The organism is Weizmannia sp. FSL W8-0401 (assembly GCF_038009125.1).
GTDB lineage: Bacteria > Bacillota > Bacilli > Bacillales > Bacillaceae_C > Weizmannia > Weizmannia coagulans.
Window position 1 is genome coordinate 2,971,613 of the sequence record NZ_JBBPAG010000001.1, and the last position, 22,972, is coordinate 2,994,584.

17 protein-coding genes, 1 tRNA gene and 3 rRNA genes are annotated in these 22,972 nt (G+C 49.5%); 6 read left to right on the forward strand and 15 right to left on the reverse strand.

Annotated features, from left to right (window positions below):
- Positions 1-67: 67 nt before the first annotated feature.
- From NSU00_RS14395 to NSU00_RS14405, 3 genes are all read right to left on the reverse strand, one after another.
- Positions 68-1,534, reverse strand: a complete 1,467-nt coding sequence (locus tag NSU00_RS14395; protein WP_340703070.1) for a nicotinate phosphoribosyltransferase — start codon at positions 1,532-1,534, stop codon at positions 68-70.
- 28 nt (positions 1,535-1,562) lie between these two features.
- Positions 1,563-2,117, reverse strand: a complete 555-nt coding sequence (locus NSU00_RS14400) for a cysteine hydrolase family protein (protein WP_340703071.1) — start codon at positions 2,115-2,117, stop codon at positions 1,563-1,565.
- 95 nt (positions 2,118-2,212) lie between these two features.
- Positions 2,213-3,277 (reverse strand): dipeptide epimerase, encoded by a 1,065-nt coding sequence (locus tag NSU00_RS14405; protein ID WP_340703072.1) that lies wholly within the window; start codon positions 3,275-3,277, stop codon positions 2,213-2,215.
- A 211-nt stretch (positions 3,278-3,488) separates the two neighbouring features.
- On the opposite strand from NSU00_RS14405, the gene NSU00_RS14410 reads away from it, so the two are divergent.
- The 3 genes from NSU00_RS14410 to NSU00_RS14420 are packed head-to-tail and all read left to right on the forward strand — an operon-like array spanning position 3,489 to position 6,618.
- Positions 3,489-5,162 carry a DUF6044 family protein gene (locus NSU00_RS14410; RefSeq protein ID WP_340703860.1) on the forward strand — a complete coding sequence of 558 codons (1,674 nt, stop codon included), beginning with the start codon at positions 3,489-3,491 and terminating at the stop codon, positions 5,160-5,162.
- A 30-nt stretch (positions 5,163-5,192) separates the two neighbouring features.
- Complete coding sequence (locus NSU00_RS14415; protein ID WP_013860656.1) at positions 5,193-6,197, forward strand: glycosyltransferase family 2 protein; 1,005 nt, start codon at positions 5,193-5,195, stop codon at positions 6,195-6,197.
- A 31-nt stretch (positions 6,198-6,228) separates the two neighbouring features.
- On the forward strand, positions 6,229-6,618 hold the full coding sequence (locus NSU00_RS14420) for a GtrA family protein (protein WP_340703861.1): 390 nt from the start codon (positions 6,229-6,231) through the stop codon (positions 6,616-6,618).
- A 661-nt stretch (positions 6,619-7,279) separates the two neighbouring features.
- On the opposite strand, the gene groL is transcribed toward NSU00_RS14420, so the two are convergent.
- A complete protein-coding gene (groL, locus tag NSU00_RS14425; protein WP_207369323.1) occupies positions 7,280-8,908 on the reverse strand; it encodes a chaperonin GroEL in 1,629 nt (542 codons plus the stop codon).
- Positions 8,909-8,961: 53 nt separating this feature from the next.
- Complete coding sequence (gene groES / locus NSU00_RS14430; RefSeq protein WP_017552449.1) at positions 8,962-9,246, reverse strand: co-chaperone GroES; 285 nt, start codon at positions 9,244-9,246, stop codon at positions 8,962-8,964.
- 369 nt (positions 9,247-9,615) lie between these two features.
- Here groES and NSU00_RS14435 point away from each other — a divergent pair, with 369 nt between their 5' ends.
- Complete coding sequence (locus NSU00_RS14435) at positions 9,616-10,344, forward strand: CPBP family intramembrane glutamic endopeptidase (RefSeq protein WP_029142761.1); 729 nt, start codon at positions 9,616-9,618, stop codon at positions 10,342-10,344.
- Positions 10,341-10,538 (forward strand): YdiK family protein, encoded by a 198-nt coding sequence (locus tag NSU00_RS14440; protein WP_013860661.1) that lies wholly within the window; start codon positions 10,341-10,343, stop codon positions 10,536-10,538. Before NSU00_RS14435 ends, NSU00_RS14440 begins: the two co-directional genes overlap by 4 nt.
- A 37-nt stretch (positions 10,539-10,575) precedes the next feature.
- Here NSU00_RS14440 and tatC read toward each other — a convergent pair whose 3' ends face one another.
- Both tatC and NSU00_RS14450 read right to left on the reverse strand, forming a co-directional pair.
- Positions 10,576-11,340, reverse strand: coding sequence for a twin-arginine translocase subunit TatC (gene tatC / locus NSU00_RS14445; protein WP_061567072.1), 765 nt, complete (start codon positions 11,338-11,340; stop codon positions 10,576-10,578).
- 150 nt (positions 11,341-11,490) lie between these two features.
- Positions 11,491-12,174, reverse strand: coding sequence for a redox-sensing transcriptional repressor Rex (locus NSU00_RS14450; protein ID WP_019720794.1), 684 nt, complete (start codon positions 12,172-12,174; stop codon positions 11,491-11,493).
- A gap of 313 nt (positions 12,175-12,487) precedes the next feature.
- Between NSU00_RS14450 and NSU00_RS14455 the strand changes: the two genes are divergently transcribed.
- On the forward strand, positions 12,488-14,407 hold the full coding sequence (locus NSU00_RS14455; RefSeq protein WP_029142999.1) for an ABC-F family ATP-binding cassette domain-containing protein: 1,920 nt from the start codon (positions 12,488-12,490) through the stop codon (positions 14,405-14,407).
- A 304-nt stretch (positions 14,408-14,711) separates the two neighbouring features.
- On the opposite strand, the gene tsaD is transcribed toward NSU00_RS14455, so the two are convergent.
- The 8 genes from tsaD to NSU00_RS14495 all read right to left on the reverse strand — a co-directional run bounded on the left by tsaD (position 14,712) and on the right by NSU00_RS14495 (position 22,962).
- Positions 14,712-15,728: a tRNA (adenosine(37)-N6)-threonylcarbamoyltransferase complex transferase subunit TsaD gene (gene tsaD / locus NSU00_RS14460; RefSeq protein WP_013860665.1), complete on the reverse strand. Its 1,017-nt coding sequence runs from the start codon at positions 15,726-15,728 to the stop codon at positions 14,712-14,714.
- Positions 15,729-16,184: a ribosomal protein S18-alanine N-acetyltransferase gene (gene rimI / locus NSU00_RS14465; protein ID WP_013860666.1), complete on the reverse strand. Its 456-nt coding sequence runs from the start codon at positions 16,182-16,184 to the stop codon at positions 15,729-15,731.
- A 2-nt stretch (positions 16,185-16,186) separates the two neighbouring features.
- Positions 16,187-16,888 carry a tRNA (adenosine(37)-N6)-threonylcarbamoyltransferase complex dimerization subunit type 1 TsaB gene (gene tsaB, locus NSU00_RS14470; protein ID WP_061567074.1) on the reverse strand — a complete coding sequence of 234 codons (702 nt, stop codon included), beginning with the start codon at positions 16,886-16,888 and terminating at the stop codon, positions 16,187-16,189.
- Entirely contained in the window at positions 16,885-17,340 is a 456-nt protein-coding gene (gene tsaE, locus NSU00_RS14475; protein ID WP_013860668.1) for a tRNA (adenosine(37)-N6)-threonylcarbamoyltransferase complex ATPase subunit type 1 TsaE, read from the reverse strand. The genes tsaB and tsaE overlap by 4 nt, the downstream gene beginning before the upstream one ends.
- A gap of 197 nt (positions 17,341-17,537) precedes the next feature.
- A tRNA-Met gene (locus NSU00_RS14480) sits at positions 17,538-17,611 on the reverse strand.
- A 16-nt stretch (positions 17,612-17,627) separates the two neighbouring features.
- Positions 17,628-17,743: ribosomal RNA gene (rrf, locus tag NSU00_RS14485) — 5S ribosomal RNA — on the reverse strand.
- 412 nt (positions 17,744-18,155) lie between these two features.
- A 23S ribosomal RNA gene (locus NSU00_RS14490) occupies positions 18,156-21,087 on the reverse strand.
- Between the two features lie 319 nt (positions 21,088-21,406).
- Positions 21,407-22,962: ribosomal RNA gene (locus tag NSU00_RS14495) — 16S ribosomal RNA — on the reverse strand.
- Together the 16S, 23S and 5S rRNA genes with 1 tRNA gene alongside form the textbook arrangement of a ribosomal RNA operon.
- Between the last annotated feature and the right edge of the window lie 10 nt (positions 22,963-22,972).

The window sequence follows — 22,972 nt, forward strand, 5'->3', positions numbered from 1 at the left end:
TTATCCTCCTTATCCGCATCTACTGTCTTATTGCCACAAAACAGATGGGAAAAACCGCCATCATCATTTAATCTTCTTCAAACCGCATCACTTTTTGCCGCACTTCTTCTATATTGCGCATTTTGTTGTCCCAGCATTTCTGGCTCAAATCGACCGGGTATTCTTCTGGATTGAGAATGCGTTTATATTCGTCCCACAACAGGTCCAAATTATCTCTCGCATATTGTTTGATCGCATCCAGCGGCGGAAGTTCGTATACGAGCCGCCCCTTTTCATAGATGGTTTCATGGATATTGATGGCTTCAAAGTTTGTGACATATTTGCTGATAAAGGTATGGACAGGATGAAACATCTTCAGCCGCTTTTCCGCTGCCGGATTTTCGTCCTGCATGGCAATATAGTCGCCCTCCAGCTTGTTTGTCCGTTTGTTTAAAATGCGGAATACTTTTTTCAGCCCCGGTGTTGTCACTTTTTCGGCATTGCTTGAAATTTTAATCGTATCCTGCATTTCCCCGTTCCCGTCTTCGATGGATACCATTTTATATACCGCACCGAGCGCCGGCTGGTCAAATGCGGTAATCAGTTTCGTCCCGACGCCCCATGCATCAATCTTCGCGCCCTGGGCTTTTAAATGGAAAATCGTATATTCATCCAAATCACTGGATGCAAAAATTTTCGCATCCGTAAACCCCGCTTCGTCGAGCATTTCCCGCGCCTTTTTCGATAAAAAAGCCATGTCGCCGCTGTCCAGGCGGATACCGAGAAAATTGATTTTATCGCCAAATTCTTTTGCCACTTTGATGGCGTTCGGTACGCCCGAACCCAGTGTATCATATGTATCGACAAGAAAAATGCAGTTCTTATACGTTTCCGCGTATTTTTTAAAAGCGGTGTAGTCATCCCGGTATGCCTGCACCATCGCATGGGCGTGCGTGCCGCTCGTCGGCATGCCGAACACTTTCCCGGCCCGGACATTACTTGTTCCGTCAAATCCGCCAATGTAGGCCGCCCGCGTTCCCCACACGGAAGCATCCAATTCATGGGCGCGCCGTGAACCGAATTCGAACAAGGCAGCATCATCGCCGGCCACCGACCGGATTCTCGCAGCCTTTGTCGCAATCAGCGTCTGGTAATTGATGATATTTAAAATGGCGGTTTCGATGATTTGCGCTTCAGCCAGAGACGTTTCTACCTGGATCAGCGGTTCGTTGCCAAAAACGAGCTCCCCTTCGCGGACGGAGCGCAATGTTCCGGTGAAGCGCATTTCCGACAAGTACCGCAAAAAATCCTCGCTGTAATGGCCGGTGCTGCGCAAATAGGCGATATCTTCTTCAGTGAAGTGAAAGTGGTTCAAATAATCCACAATTCGCTCAAGCCCCGCAAAGATGGCGTAGCCGTTCCCGAACGGTATTTTTCTGAAAAATGCTTCGAACACCGCCTTCCGGTTGTGGATGCCGTCTTTCCAATAGGCCTGCGCCATGTTGATTTGGTATAAATCTGTGTGAAGCGCTAAACTGTCATCTTTATAACGCATGCTTTCGAATCACTCCTACCTAATGGGTTTACCGCACTTCCGCTCCGAGCGAACCTTTAAAATGGCTTAATGCCCATTTGTGCCCGTCCGGATTAAAACTTGCCACCGCGTTTTCGTGGACCACCAGCTTGAACCCTTTATTGTAAGCATCCACTGCCGTATGCAGGACGCAAATGTCAGTGCACACCCCGCATAAATGGATTTCTTCTATCCCCCGATCCCGCAGCCTGAGCTCCAGATCCGTCCCGCAAAAAGCGCTGTAACGGGTTTTATCGATGACATGCACATTTTTCTTTCCTTTCCACGCTGTAAAAAGCGGCTGCAGTTTCCCGTACAGCTCGCGGCCGGGCGTGCCATTGAGATTATGGGGAGGGAACAATTTCGTTTCCGGATGATAAGGATCGTCTTGCTCATGGCAGTCGATCGCGAAGACCACATAATCGCCGTTTTCAAGAAATGACTTCGTAAGCGCCACAATGTTTTCTTCAATCTGCTGCCCCGGTTTGCCGCATGTCAACCGGCCGCCGTCAGCTACAAAGTCATTTGTATAATCAATATTGATTAACGCTTTTCGGGCACCCATTGCATCGCATCCTCCGTTCATTTTAAATTATCCTTATTGTACACGAAAGATGGCTTCCGGCAAAATGTTTCATGCCGGAAGTTTATGGACAACCATTACACAGGCTGGACGATGCCGATGCCGGGCTGGTCAGAGAGCAGGACGTCCTCGCCGTCATAGGTTAAATGATCCGGTTCTTCGGACAACCAAAGCGGCGCGTCCAGATCCATATAGGCCACATTCGGATGGGCGGCCGCAAAGTGGGCAGCTGCCGCCACAGAAAGAGAAGGCTCCATCATGCTGCCGACCATGCATTTCACGCCGTTTGCTTCTGCAATGTCCGCGATTTTCCACGCTTCAGAAATCCCGCCGCATTTCATCAGTTTAATATTAATCAGGTCGGCAAATCGGCCCGCGATCAATTTCAGCGCGTCTTTTGCCGAAAACAGGCTTTCATCTGCCATGACCGGCAGCTTTGTTCTTTCCGTTACAAACTTTAACCCTTCCCAGTCATCGGCACGTACCGGCTGTTCGACAAACTCAATTCCGAAATCCTTTTTTTCCAACTCTTGTAAAATTTGCACCGCTTGCTTCGGTTCCCACGCCTGATTGGCATCAAGGCGCAGTTTGACATCAGGCGGAACAGCACGCCGGACCGCTTCAATCCGTTCGAGATCGATTTCCGGATATGTGCCGACCTTGATTTTCAACAGATGAAACCCGGCTTCCACGCTTTTTTCCGCATCCCACGCCATTTTTTCGGGCGTATCCACCCCGATTGTCATGGAAGTCCGGAGATTTTTCTGCCCGCCAAGATAGGCATACAGCGGAATGTTCAACCATTTGCTGTATGCATCGTAAAGTGCAATGTCGGCAGCAGCTTTTGCGCTTGTGTTGCCCGTACAGCACCGCTGCACTTTTTTCAGGGCGCCCTGGAAATCACGCAAGTCATGCCCGGACAGTGCCTCTTTGACAGGCCCTGCCGCAACAGACATGATGCTTTCGGTTGAATCGCCTGTAATGACAACGGTTGGCGCAGCTGCCCCTGTGCCCTTTATGCCATTGTCCAGTGTGATTTCCACTTCAATGCTGTCAATTTCATTGGCTTGCCGCAATGCTGTTTTAAACGGAACGAGCAGCGGAATGTTCCGGTAATGCACTTGCACATCATTTATGATCATGGCAGCTTCTTCCCTTCATCCTGGCATCGAATGCCATTTTATGCTGGTTTTATTATATCATTAATAACGGGCCGATGATTTAACCCCCGCATCATTTTTGCCTGTATTTTTTATGTGAACTTTTCCCTGGTTGCCCGCGTCTATTTAAACGTGTTTATGGAGAGAAGGAACAATACATCCAAAAATAGAAACGGGATGGTGTCAGACCGGAATGAAGATCAGTAAAGAAAGAAAGGCTTTATGGCTGGCCGTATGGATGCTGGCCGTCTATCTTGCGCCAATGTTTATACTTGGCGGCAATATGCATATCCGAGTCCACGACAACCTGGATTCGAATATCGCCTGGTACCGGGTGCTCGACCGCAGCGGGGAGCTGTTCGGCCCTCTGAATGCGACGATTCCACAAATTATGAACGGGCTGCCGCGAAATGCGTTCGGGACAGAATTCAGCGGAATCCAGTGGCTTTACGCCATGTTCCCTTCGGTTGTGGCTTATACATTCAGCCAGACGATTACAAGGGTCTTCGCTTTTTTAGGAATGTACCTGTTGCTAAAACGGCATTTTGTTCAAGAGCAGGACGGGTACTTTATCAGGGTATGGGTTTCTCTCGCCTTTGCGATAACCCCGTTTTGGCCGTCCGGCATGTTAAGCACATTGGGGATGCCGCTTGCGCTTTGGGCTTTTTTAAATATCCGGAACCGGCAGGCCACATGGAAAGAGTGGCTGGCGCTGACCCTTTTGCCTTTTTATTCCAGCTTTGTGCTCGGGTTCTTCTTTTTTCTGGCGGCGATGGGGCTTTTGTGGATACGGGATATGTTTGTGAAACGGGAGCGCAACTGGAAGTTCTTTTTTGCAATCGGCTGGATGCTGGTGCTGTATTTAGGGATTGAATACCGGCTTGTGTATTCCCTTGTCTTTTCCCATGAGCCGACAAGCCGGAATGATTTTGTCAGCTCAAAACTCGGCTTTTGGCACACGCTCCGGCTTGCGTTAAAAAATTATGTGTTCGGGCATACACATGATATGACCGTGCACACATTTGTCATTCTGCCGTTCTCTTTTATCGCCATGTGGCTGATTTATAAAACAAAAGCATGGAGAAAGGAAAAACGGTATGTGCAGCTTTTTATTCTGAATGCCGTTTTATCGCTCTGGTATGCTTTCTGGTTCAACAAGGCATGGGAACCGTTAAAAGAAAAGATCAGCCTGCTGAATACGTTTAACTTTGCACGGTTTCATTTTTTGCGGCCGCTTATCATTTATACGATGTTTGCAGTGGGGGCATGGTTTCTTTGGAAACGCGGCAGAAAGTGGAAGGCATTCGTAAAATTTTGCCTCATCGCCCAGGTGGTTGTCCTGTTTGCGTTTAATCCTGAAATTTATTATCGTGTTGCCGGGAAACCTTCGTTCAACCAGTTTTACGCGACGGGCCAGTTTCACGAAATCGGCCGCTATATCGGCAAACCGAAAAGCGCTTACCGCGTCGCCAGCATCGGGATCCATCCGGCCATTGCCCAGTACAACGGTTTCTACACCTTAGATTCTTACAATAATTATTATCCGTTGTCTTATAAAAGGAAATTCCGAAAAATCATTGCCGGGGAACTGGAGAAAAGCCCGCAATTAAAAACGTATTTTGACCAGTGGGGGAACCGCTGTTATATTTTTGTCAGCGAACTGGGCAAGCATTATGAATTCCGGAAAAACAGCGGCGTCAAAATCCATCATCTTGCCATCGATACAAAAGCGTTTGAAAAGCTTGGCGGGCGGTATATTTTCTCGGCTGTCCCGATCCAAAACGCAGAAGAAGAGCATTTGCGGTTTTTAAAAACTTTCCGAAATGCCGACTCGGCGTGGACCATTTATTTATACGAAGCAAAATAAGCATCATGCTGGTAAAGGAGATGCTGTAGAATGAGTCAATATCCGAAATTAACGATTGTTGTTCCTTGTTATAATGAAGAAGCCGTATTGCATGAAACGATGAAGCAGCTGTCCGGGGTGCTCGAATCCCTGATCCAGTCCAAACTGATTGCAAAAGACAGCACGCTCTTGTTCGTCGATGACGGGAGCCGCGACAAAACCTGGCAGATCATTGAATCCGCTTCGGCCCGCCATCCGTTTGTAAAAGGCATCAAACTGTCGCGCAATGCCGGGCACCAGAATGCGCTGCTTGCAGGGCTAACGGTCGCCAGTGAGCATTCCGACTGCGTCATCTCCATTGATGCCGATTTGCAGGATGATATCCGGGCGATCCGGGCATTTATGGAAAAATACTGGCAAGGCTATGATATTGTATACGGCGTCCGCGACAGCCGGGAAACGGACACTTGGTTCAAACGGACAAGTGCGGAAGGGTTCTACTGGCTGATGGGAAAAATGGGGATTCAGCTGGTGCCGAACCATGCTGATTTCCGGCTGATGAGCAAGAGGGCATTGGAGGAACTTTTAAAATATAAAGAAGCGAATCTGTTTTTGCGCGGGATTATCCCTTTGCTCGGGTTTCCTTCCGCAAAAGTGTATTACGACCGGAAAGAGCGGATGGCCGGGGAATCAAAATATCCGTTAAAGAAAATGCTCGCTTTTGCCCTGGATGGCATTACGTCTTTCAGCATAACCCCGGTCCGTTTTGTGACGGCCCTCGGGTTTATCACGTTTATTTTAAGTGCTTTTGTCGGCCTTTATGCCCTTATAGAGGAACTTGCCGGCCATACCGTCTCCGGCTGGGCTTCCCTGATCATCTCTATCTGGCTCCTTGGCGGCCTGGAGTTGATGGCGGTAGGGCTGATCGGGGAATACATCGGCAAAATTTTTAAAGAAGTCAAAAGGCGCCCGCGCTATACTATTGAAACGAATTTATATAAAGACGGGAAATCTTCTTTCGCCTTAAGCCAAAACAGTGATACAATGAAAACTTGAAAACACAACTTACGAAAGGTTTGCTGGACCCATGCTCAAACAATATGCCGCTTTTCTTAAGTTTTGCATTGTCGGCGCCGGAAATACGCTTGTTGATTTTCTCGTATTTTTTCTGCTCACATCATTCCATGTGCCTTATCTTGTTGCACAGGCCTGCTCTTATACGGCCGGCATGGTAAACAGTTATTTGCTGAACCGGTTCTGGACGTTTCAAGTAAGAAAAAAAGCAACATGGGGCGAGGCTTCACGGTTTATTGCCGTCAATTTAATCGTCTATGCGCTGACTTCCCTTCTGCTTTTCCTCTTTCACCAGCAGTGGGGCTGGCCGCTTTTATATGCGAAGATCATCGCCACGCTGGCAGGGATGGCCGTCAATTTTCTTGGCACAAGGCTCTGGGTATTCCGTGAACACGCGGAATAACCGGGCCTGTTTATTGCAAAATTAAAGTGCAGAGATGTGCAAAATTCCTATGCAAATGGTTATGCAGAGGGGCTTTACATGGAGGGGTAGCCATGATAACCTGTTTTGGTTTGCCAAATCTGTTACAGCTGGCCGCTTGGCAAAAGAATCATGGCTGCAGAGGCTCCATGTCAAGCCCTTAATAGCGAGAATTCAGATTGAATTTTTATGCGGTATAAACGAATTTATATACTGCAATACTCTGCACTTTTTTCTTGCAAAAAACACGGGCCGACATGCCTAAGCCTTCGTTTTCCTGTAAACCCGCCCAGACCCTTCATTCCGCGGCCGCCACGCTCACGTTTGCCGCTTGCCTCTCCCCCCATCATCACGGCTTACGGGTATGCCTCCATTTCGCAATCACTTTACTCACGGTTTATACACTCCCTTCATTCCGCGATCACCACGCTTACATCTTATGCCGCTTTCTTTGCGGCTCTTGATAGGCCAACATTCTATCCGCATGCAAACATTCGCAAAAAGGGTATAAAAAAAGAGGCGCCCGGTCACTTCACGGGAGCCTCTTTGAAAACAGATGGTCTAAAACATGAACCGAAACATGGACATGGTACAAGGATTGAACGTCTGTAAAGGTTGTTATGCCAGCATTTTCAGGCACTTATTACATCATGCCGCCCATGCCGCCCATGTCAGGTGCGCCGCCGCCTGCAGGTGCCGGCGGTTCAGGTTTGTCGGCAACAACCGCTTCTGTTGTAAGCAGCATTGCAGCAACAGATGCAGCATTTTGAAGAGCGGAACGGGTTACTTTCGTCGGGTCCACGATACCTGCTTCAATCATGTTGACCCATTCGCCATTGGCTGCATTGTAACCAATGCCGACTTTTTCTTTTTTCAGGCGTTCCACAATGACCGAACCTTCAAGGCCGGCATTTTCCGCGATTTGGCGTACAGGTTCTTCCAAAGCGCGTGCAACGATATTGATGCCTGTTTTAACGTCGCCTTCTGCCTCAATGGAAGCGACTTTCTTGATGACATTGATAAGCGCCGTGCCACCGCCTGCTACAATGCCTTCCTCAACAGCAGCACGCGTAGAGTTCAAAGCATCTTCAATACGCAGTTTGCGTTCTTTCAATTCGGTTTCTGTCGCAGCACCGACTTTGATGACTGCTACGCCGCCAGCCAGTTTTGCAAGGCGTTCTTGTAATTTTTCGCGGTCAAATTCGGAAGTTGTTTCTTCCAATTGCATGCGGATTTGGTTTACACGTGCAGAAATTGCAGCAGAGTCGCCTGCCCCTTCCACGATTGTCGTTGTTTCTTTTGTAACAACCACTTTTCCGGCACGGCCGAGCTGGTCAATTGTTGCAGATTTCAAATCAAGACCGAGTTCTTCTGTGATCACTTCGCCGCCTGTCAGGGTTGCAATATCTTCGAGCATCGCTTTGCGGCGGTCACCGAAGCCAGGCGCTTTCACCGCAACTGCATTGAATGTGCCACGCAGTTTGTTGACAACGAGTGTTGCAAGAGCTTCCCCTTCAACATCTTCCGCAATCAGCAACAGCGGTTTGCCTTGTTGGACAACTTGTTCGAGAACAGGGAGGATTTCCTGGATATTGGAAATCTTCTTGTCTGTAATTAAGATATAAGGGTTATCCAGAACAGCTTCCATTTTGTCGGAATCCGTTACCATGTAAGGCGATGCATAGCCACGGTCAAACTGCATCCCTTCCACAACGTCCAATTCCGTTGAGAAGCCTTTTGATTCTTCAATGGTAATGACGCCGTCGTTGCCCACGCGTTCCATTGCTTCAGCGATCAATTCGCCAACTTCTTCGTCAGCAGAGGAAATTGCAGCAACTTGGGCGATGGAAGCTTTGCCTTCGATTGGTTTCGAAATGGCTTTTAATTCTTCAACAGCAGCCGCAACCGCTTTTTCAATCCCTTTGCGGATGCCAACCGGGTTTGCGCCTGCTGTTACGTTTTTCAGGCCTTCACGGATCATTGCCTGGGCCAGAACGGTCGCAGTGGTTGTACCGTCACCAGCTACATCGTTCGTTTTGCTGGCCACTTCGGAGACAAGTTTGGCGCCCATGTTTTCAAACGCGTCTTCGAGTTCAATTTCTTTTGCGATCGTGACACCGTCATTTGTAATCAGCGGAGAACCGAATTTCTTTTCCAGAACGACGTTGCGTCCTTTCGGGCCCAATGTCACTTTTACAGCATCTGCCAGTTTATCCACACCACGAAGCATACCGCGGCGGGCTTCTTCGCCGAATTTAATTTCTTTTGCCATTTATAAAACCTCCTCATGTCATATCGTTATTTCTATGTTTCAACAAGCCAGGCTTATTCCACAACCGCCAGAATATCGCTTTCACGAAGGATTAAGTATTCTTTTCCGTCATATTTCACTTCAGTGCCGGCATATTTCGAGAAGATGATGCGGTCGCCTGCTGCTACATCGATGGCAACACGTTCACCGTTATCAAGGGTACGCCCGGAACCGACAGCCACTACTTTGCCTTCCTGCGGCTTTTCTTTTGCCGTGTCAGGCAGGACAATACCGCTTGCTGTTTTTTCTTCCGATTCAACTAATTCAATGACAACGCGATCACCCAGTGGTTTTAACACGTGAAACAACCTCCTTAATTCGTATTATGTAAAATTTTGGCCAATATTAGCACTCACATAAGTTGAGTGCTAACACATTTATTATAATAAATAATTCCTTGCTTTTTTGCAAGTCTTCTCATCCAACTTTTTTTATTTTTTTCGGGTCCTGCACTCTTTAAAGAGCCCTGTCAAAGGATGCCGGTTGCGCGCCTCCGTTTCAGCCGCTTGCCCCTTTATAAGTATGCTTGATCACCATCCGGATATGCAACTGAAAAGACTGGCCCGGCGCACGGCATTTGAACCCCGCCCGGTTCAATAGTACAATGAACATATTGGACGAATTTGCGATCCTTTAAACTTTGAACTGGCAAGAAAGGAAAAGAGCGCGTGAAAAAAGAGTATGTGTATATTCTCGTGACGTACATCCTTATGCTGCTGTCCGGCGCCATCGGGTATCCGTTGCTCTACTATGCCGGGGTGAACGTTTTCCACGAACCGGCAGACAGCATGCGGACATTGACGCCCCCGCTTTGGACCGTCATCAGCTTTATCATCGGGCTGATCATCGTCCTGTATCTTTTAAGAAAAGCCGCAAAGAAAGAAACAGACCGGGCCGAACCGCTTCCGGCCGCACCATCCGCCATATGGGCAATAAGCGGCGTCTTTCTTTGTTTCTTTGCCCAGACTGCAGCCGCTATCATTGAATCATTGTTCGGTGCCCCGGCTGCCTCCAACAATACGCAGCAAATCATGGCGCTGATTGAAAGATTTCCGCTTGTCATCCTCATCAGCTCGATCGCCGGGCCGATTCTCGAGGAAATCGTCTTTCGGAAAATCATTTTCGGCACGCTGCGCAGGCGCTTTTCTTTTCTTTTGTCCGGTATTGTCAGCTCGGTTATTTTTGGGCTCGCGCATACCGAACCGAGCCACTTGTTTTTATATTCCCTTTTAGGGCTGACGCTCGCTTATTTATATGAGAAAACAAACCGGATCACCGTTTCCATGTTTGCGCATGTTTCCATGAACACAATTGTGGTCGTTAGGCTGCTTTTGCACCCGTCCGTTCTGCAGACATCCGTACATGAAATTTACAGCTCAATTGGAGGACTTCTATGATGAGACCACTTTTTTCAGGAATTGTAAACTGCCTGCTCGGGGCCTTGTTCACTTATTTTGCCATTCAGCAGGTACAAGTGGGCGGCTGGGGCTTTTTTTCTTATTTACTGCTGTTGATTGCAACATTGGATCTGGGTTCCGGAATCAGGCTGATCTTTCTCCATTTCAAGCTGAAAAACTCAGTGAAAAAATAAAAGCCGTTTTTCCGGTTCCGTCCGGAAAACGGCTTTCTTATTCAGAAGGAATCGTCTGTTCATCCATTGGCATTTCTTTTGCCGCTTTTTGGGCATTGCGGTACGCCATTTTCGAAATCAGCGTGCTCGCTTCATACAGCAAAACGAGCGGGACAAAGGTAATCAGCTGCGAAAACACGTCCGGCGGGGTAATGATGCCGGCTGCTGCAATCAGAGCAAGATACGCATATTTTCTTGCCTTTTTCAACAGCCTCGGCGTAATGATGCCAAGCTGGGTCAGAAACAGGACCACGACCGGCATTTGGAACACAAAGCCAAACGGAAGCGTGATTTCCAGCAGAAACTGAATATATTCCCTGATCCCGATCACCGCACGAATGCCCATTTCATTTGACAAGCCCATCATAAACTTCACCATCAGCGGACAAAGCACGAAATAGGAAAAAGAAACGCCGGCTATAAAAAGCAGGATGGAAACAGGAATGTAACTTAATGTCAGTTTCTTTTCTTTCTCATACAGCCCCGGGCTTATAAACGCCCAAAGCTGGTACAAAATCACCGGCAGGGTCAACAGGCATGCGATCACAACCGAAACTTCCATAAAAACCTTAATGGGATCGGTTACCCTGAAGGCATTCATCGTGAACATGCCGGCATTTTCGGCGTGCTGCAAATAACGTATAACAGGCTTTGCGGTAAAAAAGCCAACAACCAGGGCGAACAGAAAGAAAATGAGAACGGTGATTAACCGCTTTCTCAATTCCTGGATATGTCCGGTAACCGGCATTTTTTTCGCATTCATCGCCGTTCTCCTTTAAGTGCCGGCGTGGAATCCGCCCTTTTCCCTTTGCACGCCAGAGCCAAACCCGGCCATTTCCATTTGCGCCTGCATTCCGTTTTCAAACGGGCCACCCCCTGTACCCATTATGATAACGGAAAAAAAGCTTTTTGGCTATGGCTTCGCAACCGGCTCTTTTGTTTCTTTCAAATTTTCTTCATCATTTGAATAATGTTTTAAAAAGTAGATCAGTGCCTGCAGTTCCACGGCCAGGTCAATATGATGGACACGGATATCCGGCGGCACGTTCAGCCGGGCAGGCGTAAAGTTTAAAACGCCTTTTACATTCGTACTGGCAAGCTCGTCTGTCACCGCCTGCGCACTGGAAGCGGGGACCGTTAGAATCACGACCGTTACATCTTCCGCGCAAAGCCGTTCTCTTAATTCGTCCATGCTGTAAACAGGCACATTGCCAACATGGCTCCCCACCTTCCCGGGGTCATTGTCAAATGCCATAACAATCCGCGCGCTGTTATTCTTCGAAAAATTGTAATTCAAAAGGGCTGTACCGAGGTTCCCCACGCCAATCAGCGCTACATTTGTGATCTCATCCTGGTTCAGCGTCTTGCCGAAGAAAGACAATAAATATTTTACATTATAACCATAACCTTTTTTCCCAAGTGCCCCGAAGTAGGAAAAATCCCTGCGTATCGTGGCGGAGTCGACTTTCACCGCTTCACTCAGTTCCGCCGATGATACCCTTTGCTTGCCGAGTGTATATAAATTTCTCAGGTACCGGTAATATAATGGAAGCCGTTTTGCGGTGGCTTGCGGTATTTTTACTGATTCATCCTTCATGTGAAATCCCCCAAGTTGAAAGCTTAAATTTTTCGTGCTGCTGGTTCCAATCGTGCGTCCATTCCGGAATGGCAGCGCTGCCATTCCTCATTATAATATTACTCCTATCTGAACAAAGAAAAAATATGTTTTAAAAAATGCCTGCATGTGTCTTTTTCTCTCTCCAACTATGTTAAATATATCACAAATGAGCATTTTTTTCATGGGTTTTTACGGATTTATGTGAAAAGTTTTTTGACAAATTTCGATCACGCCGGTTGAGTTGCAGTTCGCCTTCCTGTACACTTACAATGATATAGAGGTGAACATAACGATGATGTTGCTGCAAGTTCAACAAGTCACAAAATATTATGGCGCTGAACTTATTTTATCGGATATAAAATTAGAAATCCAAACAAAAGACCGGATCGCTTTGGTCGGGAGAAACGGGGCCGGAAAATCGACCCTGCTGAAAATCATTGCCGGCCAGCTTTCTTATGACGAAGGTTCCATCATTGTGCCGAATGGTGTCGAAATCGGTTATCTTGCCCAAAATGCCGGGCTCGAATCAGATTTGTCCATTTGGGACGAAATGATGTCGGTTTTTAAAGATTTGCTGGATATGGAAAAACAGCTCCGCGAATATGAACAAAAAATGGCCGACCCCGCGATTTATAACCGCCGGGCGGAGTATGAAAAAGTGCTGCACGCTTATGATACTTTGCAGACACGCTTTAAAGATGGAGGCGGATATCAGATCGAAGCGGATATCCGGTCCGTTCTGCATGGCTTCCGTTTTGACCAGTACGACTACAGCACCCCGATCCGGACGTTAAGCGGCGGGCAAAAAACACGCCTTGCATTGGCGAAGTTGCTGCTCACAAAGCCGGATATCTTAATTTTGGATGAACCGACAAACCATCTCGATATCGAAACGCTCACCTGGCTGGAGCAGTATTTACAAGGATATGAAGGCGCCATTCTGATCGTGTCCCACGACCGTTATTTTCTGGATAAAGTCGTCAACCAGGTCTATGAAATCTCAAGGCATTCCATCAAAAAATACCACGGCAACTACAGCCGGTACCTGGAACAAAAGGCCGCCCAGTACGAACGGGAAGTCAAGCAATATGAAAAGCAGCAGGAAGAAGTTGCGAAATTGCAAGCATTCATCCAGAAAAACATTGCCCGGGCCACCACGACAAAGCGGGCACAAAGCCGGCGGAAACAGCTGGAAAAAATGGAATTGATGGACAAGCCGCTTGGCGATGAAAAATCCGCCCGGTTTTCGTTTGAAATTGCCAAACAAAGCGGGAACGAAGTCCTTCATGTCCGGGATGCTGCCATCGGCTACGGTGGGGAGCCGGTTGCCAAAAACATCCATCTTTCAGTTAAAAAACAAGACAGCGTTGCCCTTGTCGGCCCGAACGGCATCGGCAAATCAACGCTTTTGAAGTCGATTATACGGAGAATCCCGCTGATATCCGGCACGATCGAATACGGCTCAGGCGTTATGACCGGCTATTACGATCAAGAACTGGCCGACCTATCTTCCAATAAAACGGTCCTCCGGGAATTATGGGATGCATACCCGCTGAAAACAGAAAAAGAAATCCGCACGGCACTCGGGAATTTTCTTTTTTCCGGCGATGACGTTTTAAAAACCGTCTCATCCTTAAGCGGCGGCGAAAAAGCCCGGCTTGCCCTCGCCAAATTGATGCTGGAAAAGGCGAACTTTCTGATTTTAGATGAACCGACAAACCATCTTGATTTGGACAGTAAAGAAGTGCTGGAAAATGCGCTAATTGATTACCCGGGAACCATTCTGTTCATTTCCCACGACCGCTATTTCATTAACCGGATCGCCACAAAAGTGGTGGAGCTCTCGCCGGAAGGCACCCGTGAATTTCTCGGTGACTATGATTATTATGTGCAAAAAAAAGAAGAAATGCTGGAAATTGCGCGCCTGGAAAACGCGAAACAAGAAAAGGTAAAAGCGGAACAGCCGGCGAAAAACAACTATCGGCAGGATAAAGAAGCAAAAAAACGCGAGCGGCAAAAAAAGCGGAGGATTGAAGAAATTGAAACTAGAATTGAAACGTTGGAAACAGAAATTCATGACAGGGAAGAAAAAATGGCCGACCCGGAAATCTTCCAGGACCATATTAAAATCCGCGAGCTGACAGAAGAACTGGAGCAGCGGAAAACGGAGCTGGACGCGCTGATGGAAGAGTGGGCCGAACTGGCGGAGTAATGTTGGACCTGTGCGGAAATGTTCTGCACAGGTTTTTATTTTTGGCATCGCGTGCCATGCACAGATTTATACACAGGCGGTATTTTGATTTCTTGCTTTTTAAAACGTTTTTCCACAAAATCCACAATTATCAACAGATTTATTCACAATACCCACAACCTGTCCGGAAAAAAATTTAAAAGTTTTGCACAAGCCCAATCATTTATCAACAACTTTTCCACAGATTGTGCACAATTCCCCTGCATATCTCCAAAAAAAACCGGTGTATGGGCGATTCCCATACACCGGTTTTTCACAACCCTTTTTAAAAGTTTTCAATGTCCAGCCCGGGATAAGCATTTAAATCAAGGGCGCTTCTTTTTCCCTTTTCAAAAAGCACCGTCCCGCATGCGGCAATCATCGCCGCATTGTCTGTGCATAACTGGACCGGCGGGATGCGCAAGTCCACTTCAGGAAGATCCCGGAATGCTTCTGAAAGGGCAGCGCGCAATCCTTTGTTCGCGGCAACACCGCCGGCGACCAGCACTTCTTTGACGCCGAACGTTTTTGCCGCCTCCACAGTTTTACCGACCAATACATCAATCACACTTTGCTGGAAGCTTGCAGCCATATCTTCAGGCCGAATGCTTTCCCCGCGCTGCGCGGCATTATGGAGGGTATTAATGACGGCTGATTTAAGCCCGCTGAAACTGAAATCATAAGTCCCTTCCAGCCAGGATCGCGGCAAATCAACATCCGGCTTTCCTTCATGGGCAAGCCGGTCAATCTGCGGACCGCCCGGATAAGGAAGGTTCAACGTCCGCGCCACTTTGTCATAAGCTTCCCCTGCCGCGTCATCTCTCGTTTCGCCGATTACTTCAAACTCGGCATGGCCCTTCATCAGCACAAGCTCCGTGTGCCCGCCTGAAACGACGAGCGCAAGCAGCGGAAATTTCATCTCATGCCCGATCCGGTTCGCATAAATATGGCCGGCAATATGGTGGACGCCGACAAGTGGAATCTGATGCGCAAAACTGAGCGCCTTTGCAGCATTGACGCCAACAAGCAGCGCACCCACAAGCCCGGGCCCTTCTGTCACGGCAATCGCATCCAGGTCTTTAAAAGCCGCGCCTGCCTGCTGCATCGCTTCCTCAATGACAATGGTAATCTGCTCGACATGGTGGCGGGATGCAAGCTCTGGCACCACCCCGCCGAACCGTTTGTGGCTTTCAATCTGGGAAGCGACCACATTGGAAACAATTTCCGTCCCGTTTTTAATGACAGCTGCAGCCGTTTCATCGCAGCTCGTTTCTATGCCTAATACCAACAAATCTTTTTCCATTTATAAATTCACCCACATCACAATTGCGTCTTCATAATTATCCGTGTAATAGCCTTTCCGGATGCCGCCTTCCCGAAATCCGAGCTTCCTGTATAAGGAGCGCGCAACTATATTGCTGACGCGTACCTCCAGGCTGAGCGTTTTGGCATGGTTCAATGCGGCATAAGCCATCACATTTTTTAACAGCGTCTCTCCCAGTTTCCGGCCCCGGTACTCCGGGAGCACCGCAAGATTGGTCACGTGCGCCTCATCGACAATGACCCACACGCCGCAATAACCGATGACCTTTTCATTCTCGACAAGCACAAGATACGTGGCAAAGTGATTGTGAACCAGTTCGTTGTAAAATGCTTCACGTGTCCACGGCATCGTAAAAGATCGCATCTCTACATTATATATTCCGTCCAAATCTTTAAGCGTGGCTTTCCGCAGCGTTATTTTCCCCGTTTTTTCCATTTTTAATGACTCTCCCGTTTATGCTTTTCAAGCCATTTGGCTTCTGCCTCTACTAACCGTATGTAATTTGGAACGAAAGTGTGTATCTCCGCGCCCGGTTCATCCATCCCGAGCCTGGCCAGTTCGCCCGGCCTCGGGTTATGCAGGGTCCAATCCGCTACCGTCATTTTGTCTCCCAGTTTTTCCGCAAGAACGGCTTGATGAAGGGCAACATGCTGGCCGATCAATAACACAGGCGCCCCCAGCGCACTTAACCGGGTGCCCCATTCAGCGGATGATATATTGCAATCTTCCACTGCCGTTTGCAAAATCCCGTTTTCATAGCGGTACAAACCGGTATAAATCCGCCCTCTGCGCGCATCAAAAAGCGGGGAAATATACCCGTCAAAATAACGGCCGGACGCCGCCAACAACTTCAGGCTGGAAACCCCCGCCAATGGAATTTGAAGGCTCCAGGCCAGCGTCTTTGCGATCGTGACGCCAATCCGTATGCCGGTGTAAGATCCGGGCCCCTTTGCCACCACAATCTTATCCAGCTCAGCCGGCTTTATCCCGCACGCCACCATGACCTCCTGCACAGCCGGCATCACGCGAACACTGTGATTTTTTTTCAAGTTTGTCATATATTCGGCCAGCACAACATGATCATCGGCCAATGAAACGCCCAGCACTTCATTTGAAGTATCGATTGCCAAAACTTTCATCCAAAAATCTCCTCACATAATGATACATAACGGACCCCAAACGGTTCCGCTTCAATAAGCCTGCGGTCTCCTTCAAAGCGGAAAATGCGGATTTCCAAATAGCTCTCAGGCAGCAAATCTTTGATAAAATGTGCCCACTCCACAACCGTCACGCCATCACCTTCAAAATATTCATCAAAACCAAGGTCCTCCTGTGCATCCTCCAAACGGTATACGTCCATATGATACAGCGGCAGTTTCCCCCGGTACTCCTTTATAATGGTAAAAGTCGGGCTGTTCACGGTACGGCGAATGCCCAGCCCGTTCGCAATCCCTTTTGTAAAAACCGTTTTTCCTGCCCCCAGGTCACCCTCCAGCAGAAGGACATCCCCCGGTTTCAGATGGGCAGCCATTTTTTCCGCGAAAGAAAAAGTCTCTTCAGGGCTGTTGGAAATGAAACGATAATTTCCCATTTGCCGCCTCTCCTCTACAACTTTATCGCAAATTGCCGTCAATCCCAAGTACGGCACCCCTTATAAAAAAAACCTTAGGAATGTTCCTAAGGATGCTTCAATCCAATTCTAGTTTAACCGATTTTGGGCAATTACGCAAAAACACGATAAAAAAATATAAAGAACAAGCAGGCAAACCGCTGCTTGTTCTGGATCGATTGCGGGGGCAGGATTTGAACCTGCGACCTTCGGGTTATGAGCCCGACGAGCTACCAGACTGCTCCACCCCGCGATAATAATATATTCAGGCCCGGCAGCGTCCTACTCTCGCAGGGGGAGACCCCCAACTACCATCGGCGCTGGAAAGCTTAACTTCCGTGTTCGGGATGGGAACGGGTGTGACCTTTCCGCCATCGCCACCGGACCTTAATGACAAGAGATAGTATAACACAGTTGCTGTTATTTATCAAGAGAAATAATTGTATTCCCTGAAAACCGGATGGGAGAAAAAACTGTAAACTGAGAATGCGTTTCTGCTTCTAACTTTGAGAATTGTCCAGCTCCAGCGCCTATCGGCTAGTGAACTTCCCGTCCCCCTTTCCTACGATAAGCGGGCATCGACTCGCCTTTAGGGCTCGTCGTGTTTCCTTTATCTCAGGCGGGGGCCTTGAAGTTCATACGCCGATGACCAAGGCGCTTCCGCTTTTCTATTGTCTAGCTCCGGTGCCTAGCCCCTCGAGGTCGAATCACCTGCCCGTCACGGAGCCAAAAGACGGCTCCATGCCGGTCAGAACATTCGCTTGTCGGGGCTAAACAAGGCACCTTCGCTTTTCTATTTGGTTAAGTCCTCGATCGATTAGTATCCGTCAGCTGCACGCGTCACCGCGCTTCCACCCCGGACCTATCAACCTGATCATCTTTCAGGGATCTTACCAGTTAAACTGTGGGAAATCTCATCTTGAGGGGGGCTTCATGCTTAGATGCTTTCAGCACTTATCCCTTCCGCACATAGCTACCCAGCGATGCCTTTGGCAAGACAACTGGTACACCAGCGGTGCGTCCATCCCGGTCCTCTCGTACTAAGGACAGCTCCTCTCAAATTTCCTGCGCCCGCGACGGATAGGGACCGAACTGTCTCACGACGTTCTGAACCCAGCTCGCGTACCGCTTTAATGGGCGAACAGCCCAACCCTTGGGACCGACTACAGCCCCAGGATGCGATGAGCCGACATCGAGGTGCCAAACCTCCCCGTCGATGTGGACTCTTGGGGGAGATCAGCCTGTTATCCCCAGGGTAGCTTTTATCCGTTGAGCGATGGCCCTTCCATGCGGAACCACCGGATCACTAAGCCCGACTTTCGTCCCTGCCCGACTTGTAAGTCTCGCAGTCAAGCTCCCTTATGCCTTTACACTCTGCGAATGATTTCCAACCATTCTGAGGGAACCTTTGGGCGCCTCCGTTACCTTTTAGGAGGCGACCGCCCCAGTCAAACTGCCTGCCTGACACTGTCTCCCACCCCGGTAAGGGGTGCGGGTTAGAATTTCAATACAGCCAGGGTAGTATCCCACCGATGCCTCCGCCGAAGCTGGCGCTCCGGTTTCCAAGGCTCCTACCTATCCTGTACAAGCTGTACCAAAATTCAATATCAGGCTGCAGTAAAGCTCCATGGGGTCTTTCCGTCCTGTCGCGGGTAACCTGCATCTTCACAGGTACTATAATTTCACCGAGTCTCTCGTTGAGACAGTGCCCAGATCGTTACACCTTTCGTGCGGGTCAGAACTTACCTGACAAGGAATTTCGCTACCTTAGGACCGTTATAGTTACGGCCGCCGTTTACTGGGGCTTCAGTTCAGAGCTTCGCCTTGCGGCTAACCCCTCTCCTTAACCTTCCAGCACCGGGCAGGTGTCAGCCCCTATACTTCGCCTTGCGGCTTCGCAGAGACCTGTGTTTTTGCTAAACAGTCGCCTGGGCCTATTCACTGCGGCTTCCCGGGGCATACACCCCAAAAAGCACCCCTTCTCCCGAAGTTACGGGGTCATTTTGCCGAGTTCCTTAACGAGAGTTCTCTCGCTCACCTTAGGATTCTCTCCTCGCCTACCTGTGTCGGTTTGCGGTACGGGCGCCTTTCACCTCACTAGAGGCTTTTCTTGGCAGTGTGGAATCAGGAACTTCGGTACTTTAATTTCCCTCGCCATCACAGCTCCGCCTTGGCGCGAAGGATTTGCCTCCGCACCGGCCTAACTGCTTGGACGCGATCAACCAGTGTCGCGCTTGCCCTATCCTCCTGCGTCCCCCCATCGTTCAAACGGTGAAGAGGCGGTACAGGAATATCAACCTGTTGTCCATCGCCTACGCCTTTCGGCCTCGGCTTAGGCCCCGACTAACCCTGAGCGGACGAGCCTTCCTCAGGAAACCTTAGGCATTCGGTGGAAGGGATTCTCACCCTTCTTTCGCTACTCATACCGGCATTCTCACTTCTAAGCGCTCCACCGGTCCTTCCGGTCCGGCTTCAACGCCCTTAGAACGCTCTCCTACCACGGACACCAAACGGTGTCCATCCGCAGCTTCGGTGATACGTTTAGCCCCGGTACATTTTCGGCGCAGCGTCACTCGACCAGTGAGCTATTACGCACTCTTTGAATGATGGCTGCTTCTAAGCCAACATCCTGGTTGTCTAAGCAACGCCACATCCTTTTCCACTTAACGTATACTTTGGGACCTTAGCTGGCGGTCTGGGCTGTTTCCCTTTCGACCATGGATCTTATCACTCACAGTCTGACTCCCAAGCATAAGTTTTTGGCATTCGGAGTTTGTCTGAATTCGGTAACCCGATGAGGGCCCCTCGTCCAAACAGTGCTCTACCTCCAAAACTCTCCGCTTGAGGCTAGCCCTAAAGCTATTTCGGAGAGAACCAGCTATCTCCAAGTTCGATTGGAATTTCTCCGCTACCCACACCTCATCCCCGCACTTTTCAACGTGCGTGGGTTCGGGCCTCCAGCAAGTGTTACCTTGCCTTCACCCTGGACATGGGTAGATCACCTGGTTTCGGGTCTGCGGCCTCATACTCTTTCGCCCTGTTCAGACTCGCTTTCGCTGCGGCTCCGCTTCTTCAGCTTAACCTTGCATGAGACCGTAACTCGCCGGTTCATTCTACAAAAGGCACGCCATCACCCGTTAACGGGCTCTGACTACTTGTAGGCACACGGTTTCAGGATCTCTTTCACTCCCCTCCCGGGGTGCTTTTCACCTTTCCCTCACGGTACTGGTTCACTATCGGTCACTAGGGAGTATTTAGCCTTGGGAGATGGTCCTCCCGGATTCCGGCGGGATTCCTCGTGTCCCGCCGTACTCAGGATCCACTCGGGAGAGAACGAAGTTTCAGTTACAGGGCTTTTACCTTCTCCGGCAGGCCTTTCCAGGCCGCTTCACTTACCCCGTTCTTTTGTAACTCCCATATGAGTGTCCTACAACCCCGGAAGGCAAGCCTTCCGGTTTGGGCTGTTTCCTGTTCGCTCGCCGCTACTTGGGAAATCGCAATTGCTTTCTCTTCCTCCGGGTACTGAGATGTTTCAGTTCCCCGGGTGTGCCCTTCCTGCCCTATGGATTCAGGCAGGAATCCTGTCCGATTAAAGACAGGGGGTTTCCCCATTCGGAAATCTCCGGATCAAAGCTTACGTACAGCTCCCCGGAGCATATCGGTGTTTGTACCGTCCTTCATCGGCTCCTAGTGCCAAGGCATCCGCCGTGCGCCCTTTCTAACTTAACCATAAAAGGTTTAAATCCAAAAATAAGCGATTCTCGGTTTACTTGGTTTATTTCTCCTATCCGGTTTTCAAAGAACACATACTGAAGGATTGGACCTTCAAAACTGAACAAAACGGAAACGCCAAACTTAATTTCGGAAAACCGAAGGTTTTCCTTTTATGTCTAGCTCCGGGCGCTATCGGCTAGCGTATTTCTACGTCTTCTCCCTACGATAAGCGGGCATCGATTCGCCTTTAAGGCTCATCGTGTTTCCTTTATCTCAGTCGAAGACTTCGAAATCCGTACGCCGATGAACGAGCGCCCTACGCTTTTCCCCTTAGAAAGGAGGTGATCCAGCCGCACCTTCCGATACGGCTACCTTGTTACGACTTCACCCCAATCATCTGTCCCACCTTCGGCGGCTGGCTCCGTAAAGGTTACCTCACCGACTTCGGGTGTTACAAACTCTCGTGGTGTGACGGGCGGTGTGTACAAGGCCCGGGAACGTATTCACCGCGGCATGCTGATCCGCGATTACTAGCGATTCCGGCTTCATGCAGGCGGGTTGCAGCCTGCAATCCGAACTGGGAATGGTTTTCTGGGATTGGCTTAACCTCGCGGTCTCGCAGCCCTTTGTACCATCCATTGTAGCACGTGTGTAGCCCAGGTCATAAGGGGCATGATGATTTGACGTCATCCCCACCTTCCTCCGGTTTGTCACCGGCAGTCACCTTAGAGTGCCCAACTCAATGCTGGCAACTAAGGTCAAGGGTTGCGCTCGTTGCGGGACTTAACCCAACATCTCACGACACGAGCTGACGACAACCATGCACCACCTGTCACTCTGTCCCCCGAAGGGGAAGGCCCTGTCTCCAGGGAGGTCAGAGGATGTCAAGACCTGGTAAGGTTCTTCGCGTTGCTTCGAATTAAACCACATGCTCCACCGCTTGTGCGGGCCCCCGTCAATTCCTTTGAGTTTCAGCCTTGCGGCCGTACTCCCCAGGCGGAGTGCTTAATGCGTTAGCTGCAGCACTAAAGGGCGGAAACCCTCTAACACTTAGCACTCATCGTTTACGGCGTGGACTACCAGGGTATCTAATCCTGTTTGCTCCCCACGCTTTCGCGCCTCAGCGTCAGTTACAGACCAGAGAGCCGCCTTCGCCACTGGTGTTCCTCCACATCTCTACGCATTTCACCGCTACACGTGGAATTCCACTCTCCTCTTCTGCACTCAAGCCTCCCAGTTTCCAATGACCGCTTGCGGTTGAGCCGCAAGATTTCACATCAGACTTAAGAAGCCGCCTGCGCGCGCTTTACGCCCAATAATTCCGGACAACGCTTGCCACCTACGTATTACCGCGGCTGCTGGCACGTAGTTAGCCGTGGCTTTCTGGCCGGGTACCGTCAAGGCGCCGCCCTGTTCGAACGGCACTTGTTCTTCCCCGGCAACAGAGTTTTACGACCCGAAGGCCTTCTTCACTCACGCGGCGTTGCTCCGTCAGACTTTCGTCCATTGCGGAAGATTCCCTACTGCTGCCTCCCGTAGGAGTTTGGGCCGTGTCTCAGTCCCAATGTGGCCGATCACCCTCTCAGGTCGGCTACGCATCGTTGCCTTGGTGGGCCATTACCCCGCCAACTAGCTAATGCGCCGCGGGCCCATCTGTAAGTGGCAGCCGAAGCCGCCTTTCCTTTTTCCTCCATGCGGAGGAAAAAACTATCCGGTATTAGCCCCGGTTTCCCGGCGTTATCCCGGTCTTACAGGCAGGTTGCCCACGTGTTACTCACCCGTCCGCCGCTAGCCTTGTTAAAAGCAAGCTTTCAACAAGGCCCGCACGACTTGCATGTATTAGGCACGCCGCCAGCGTTCGTCCTGAGCCAGGATCAAACTCTCAGTAAAGATGTTTGAT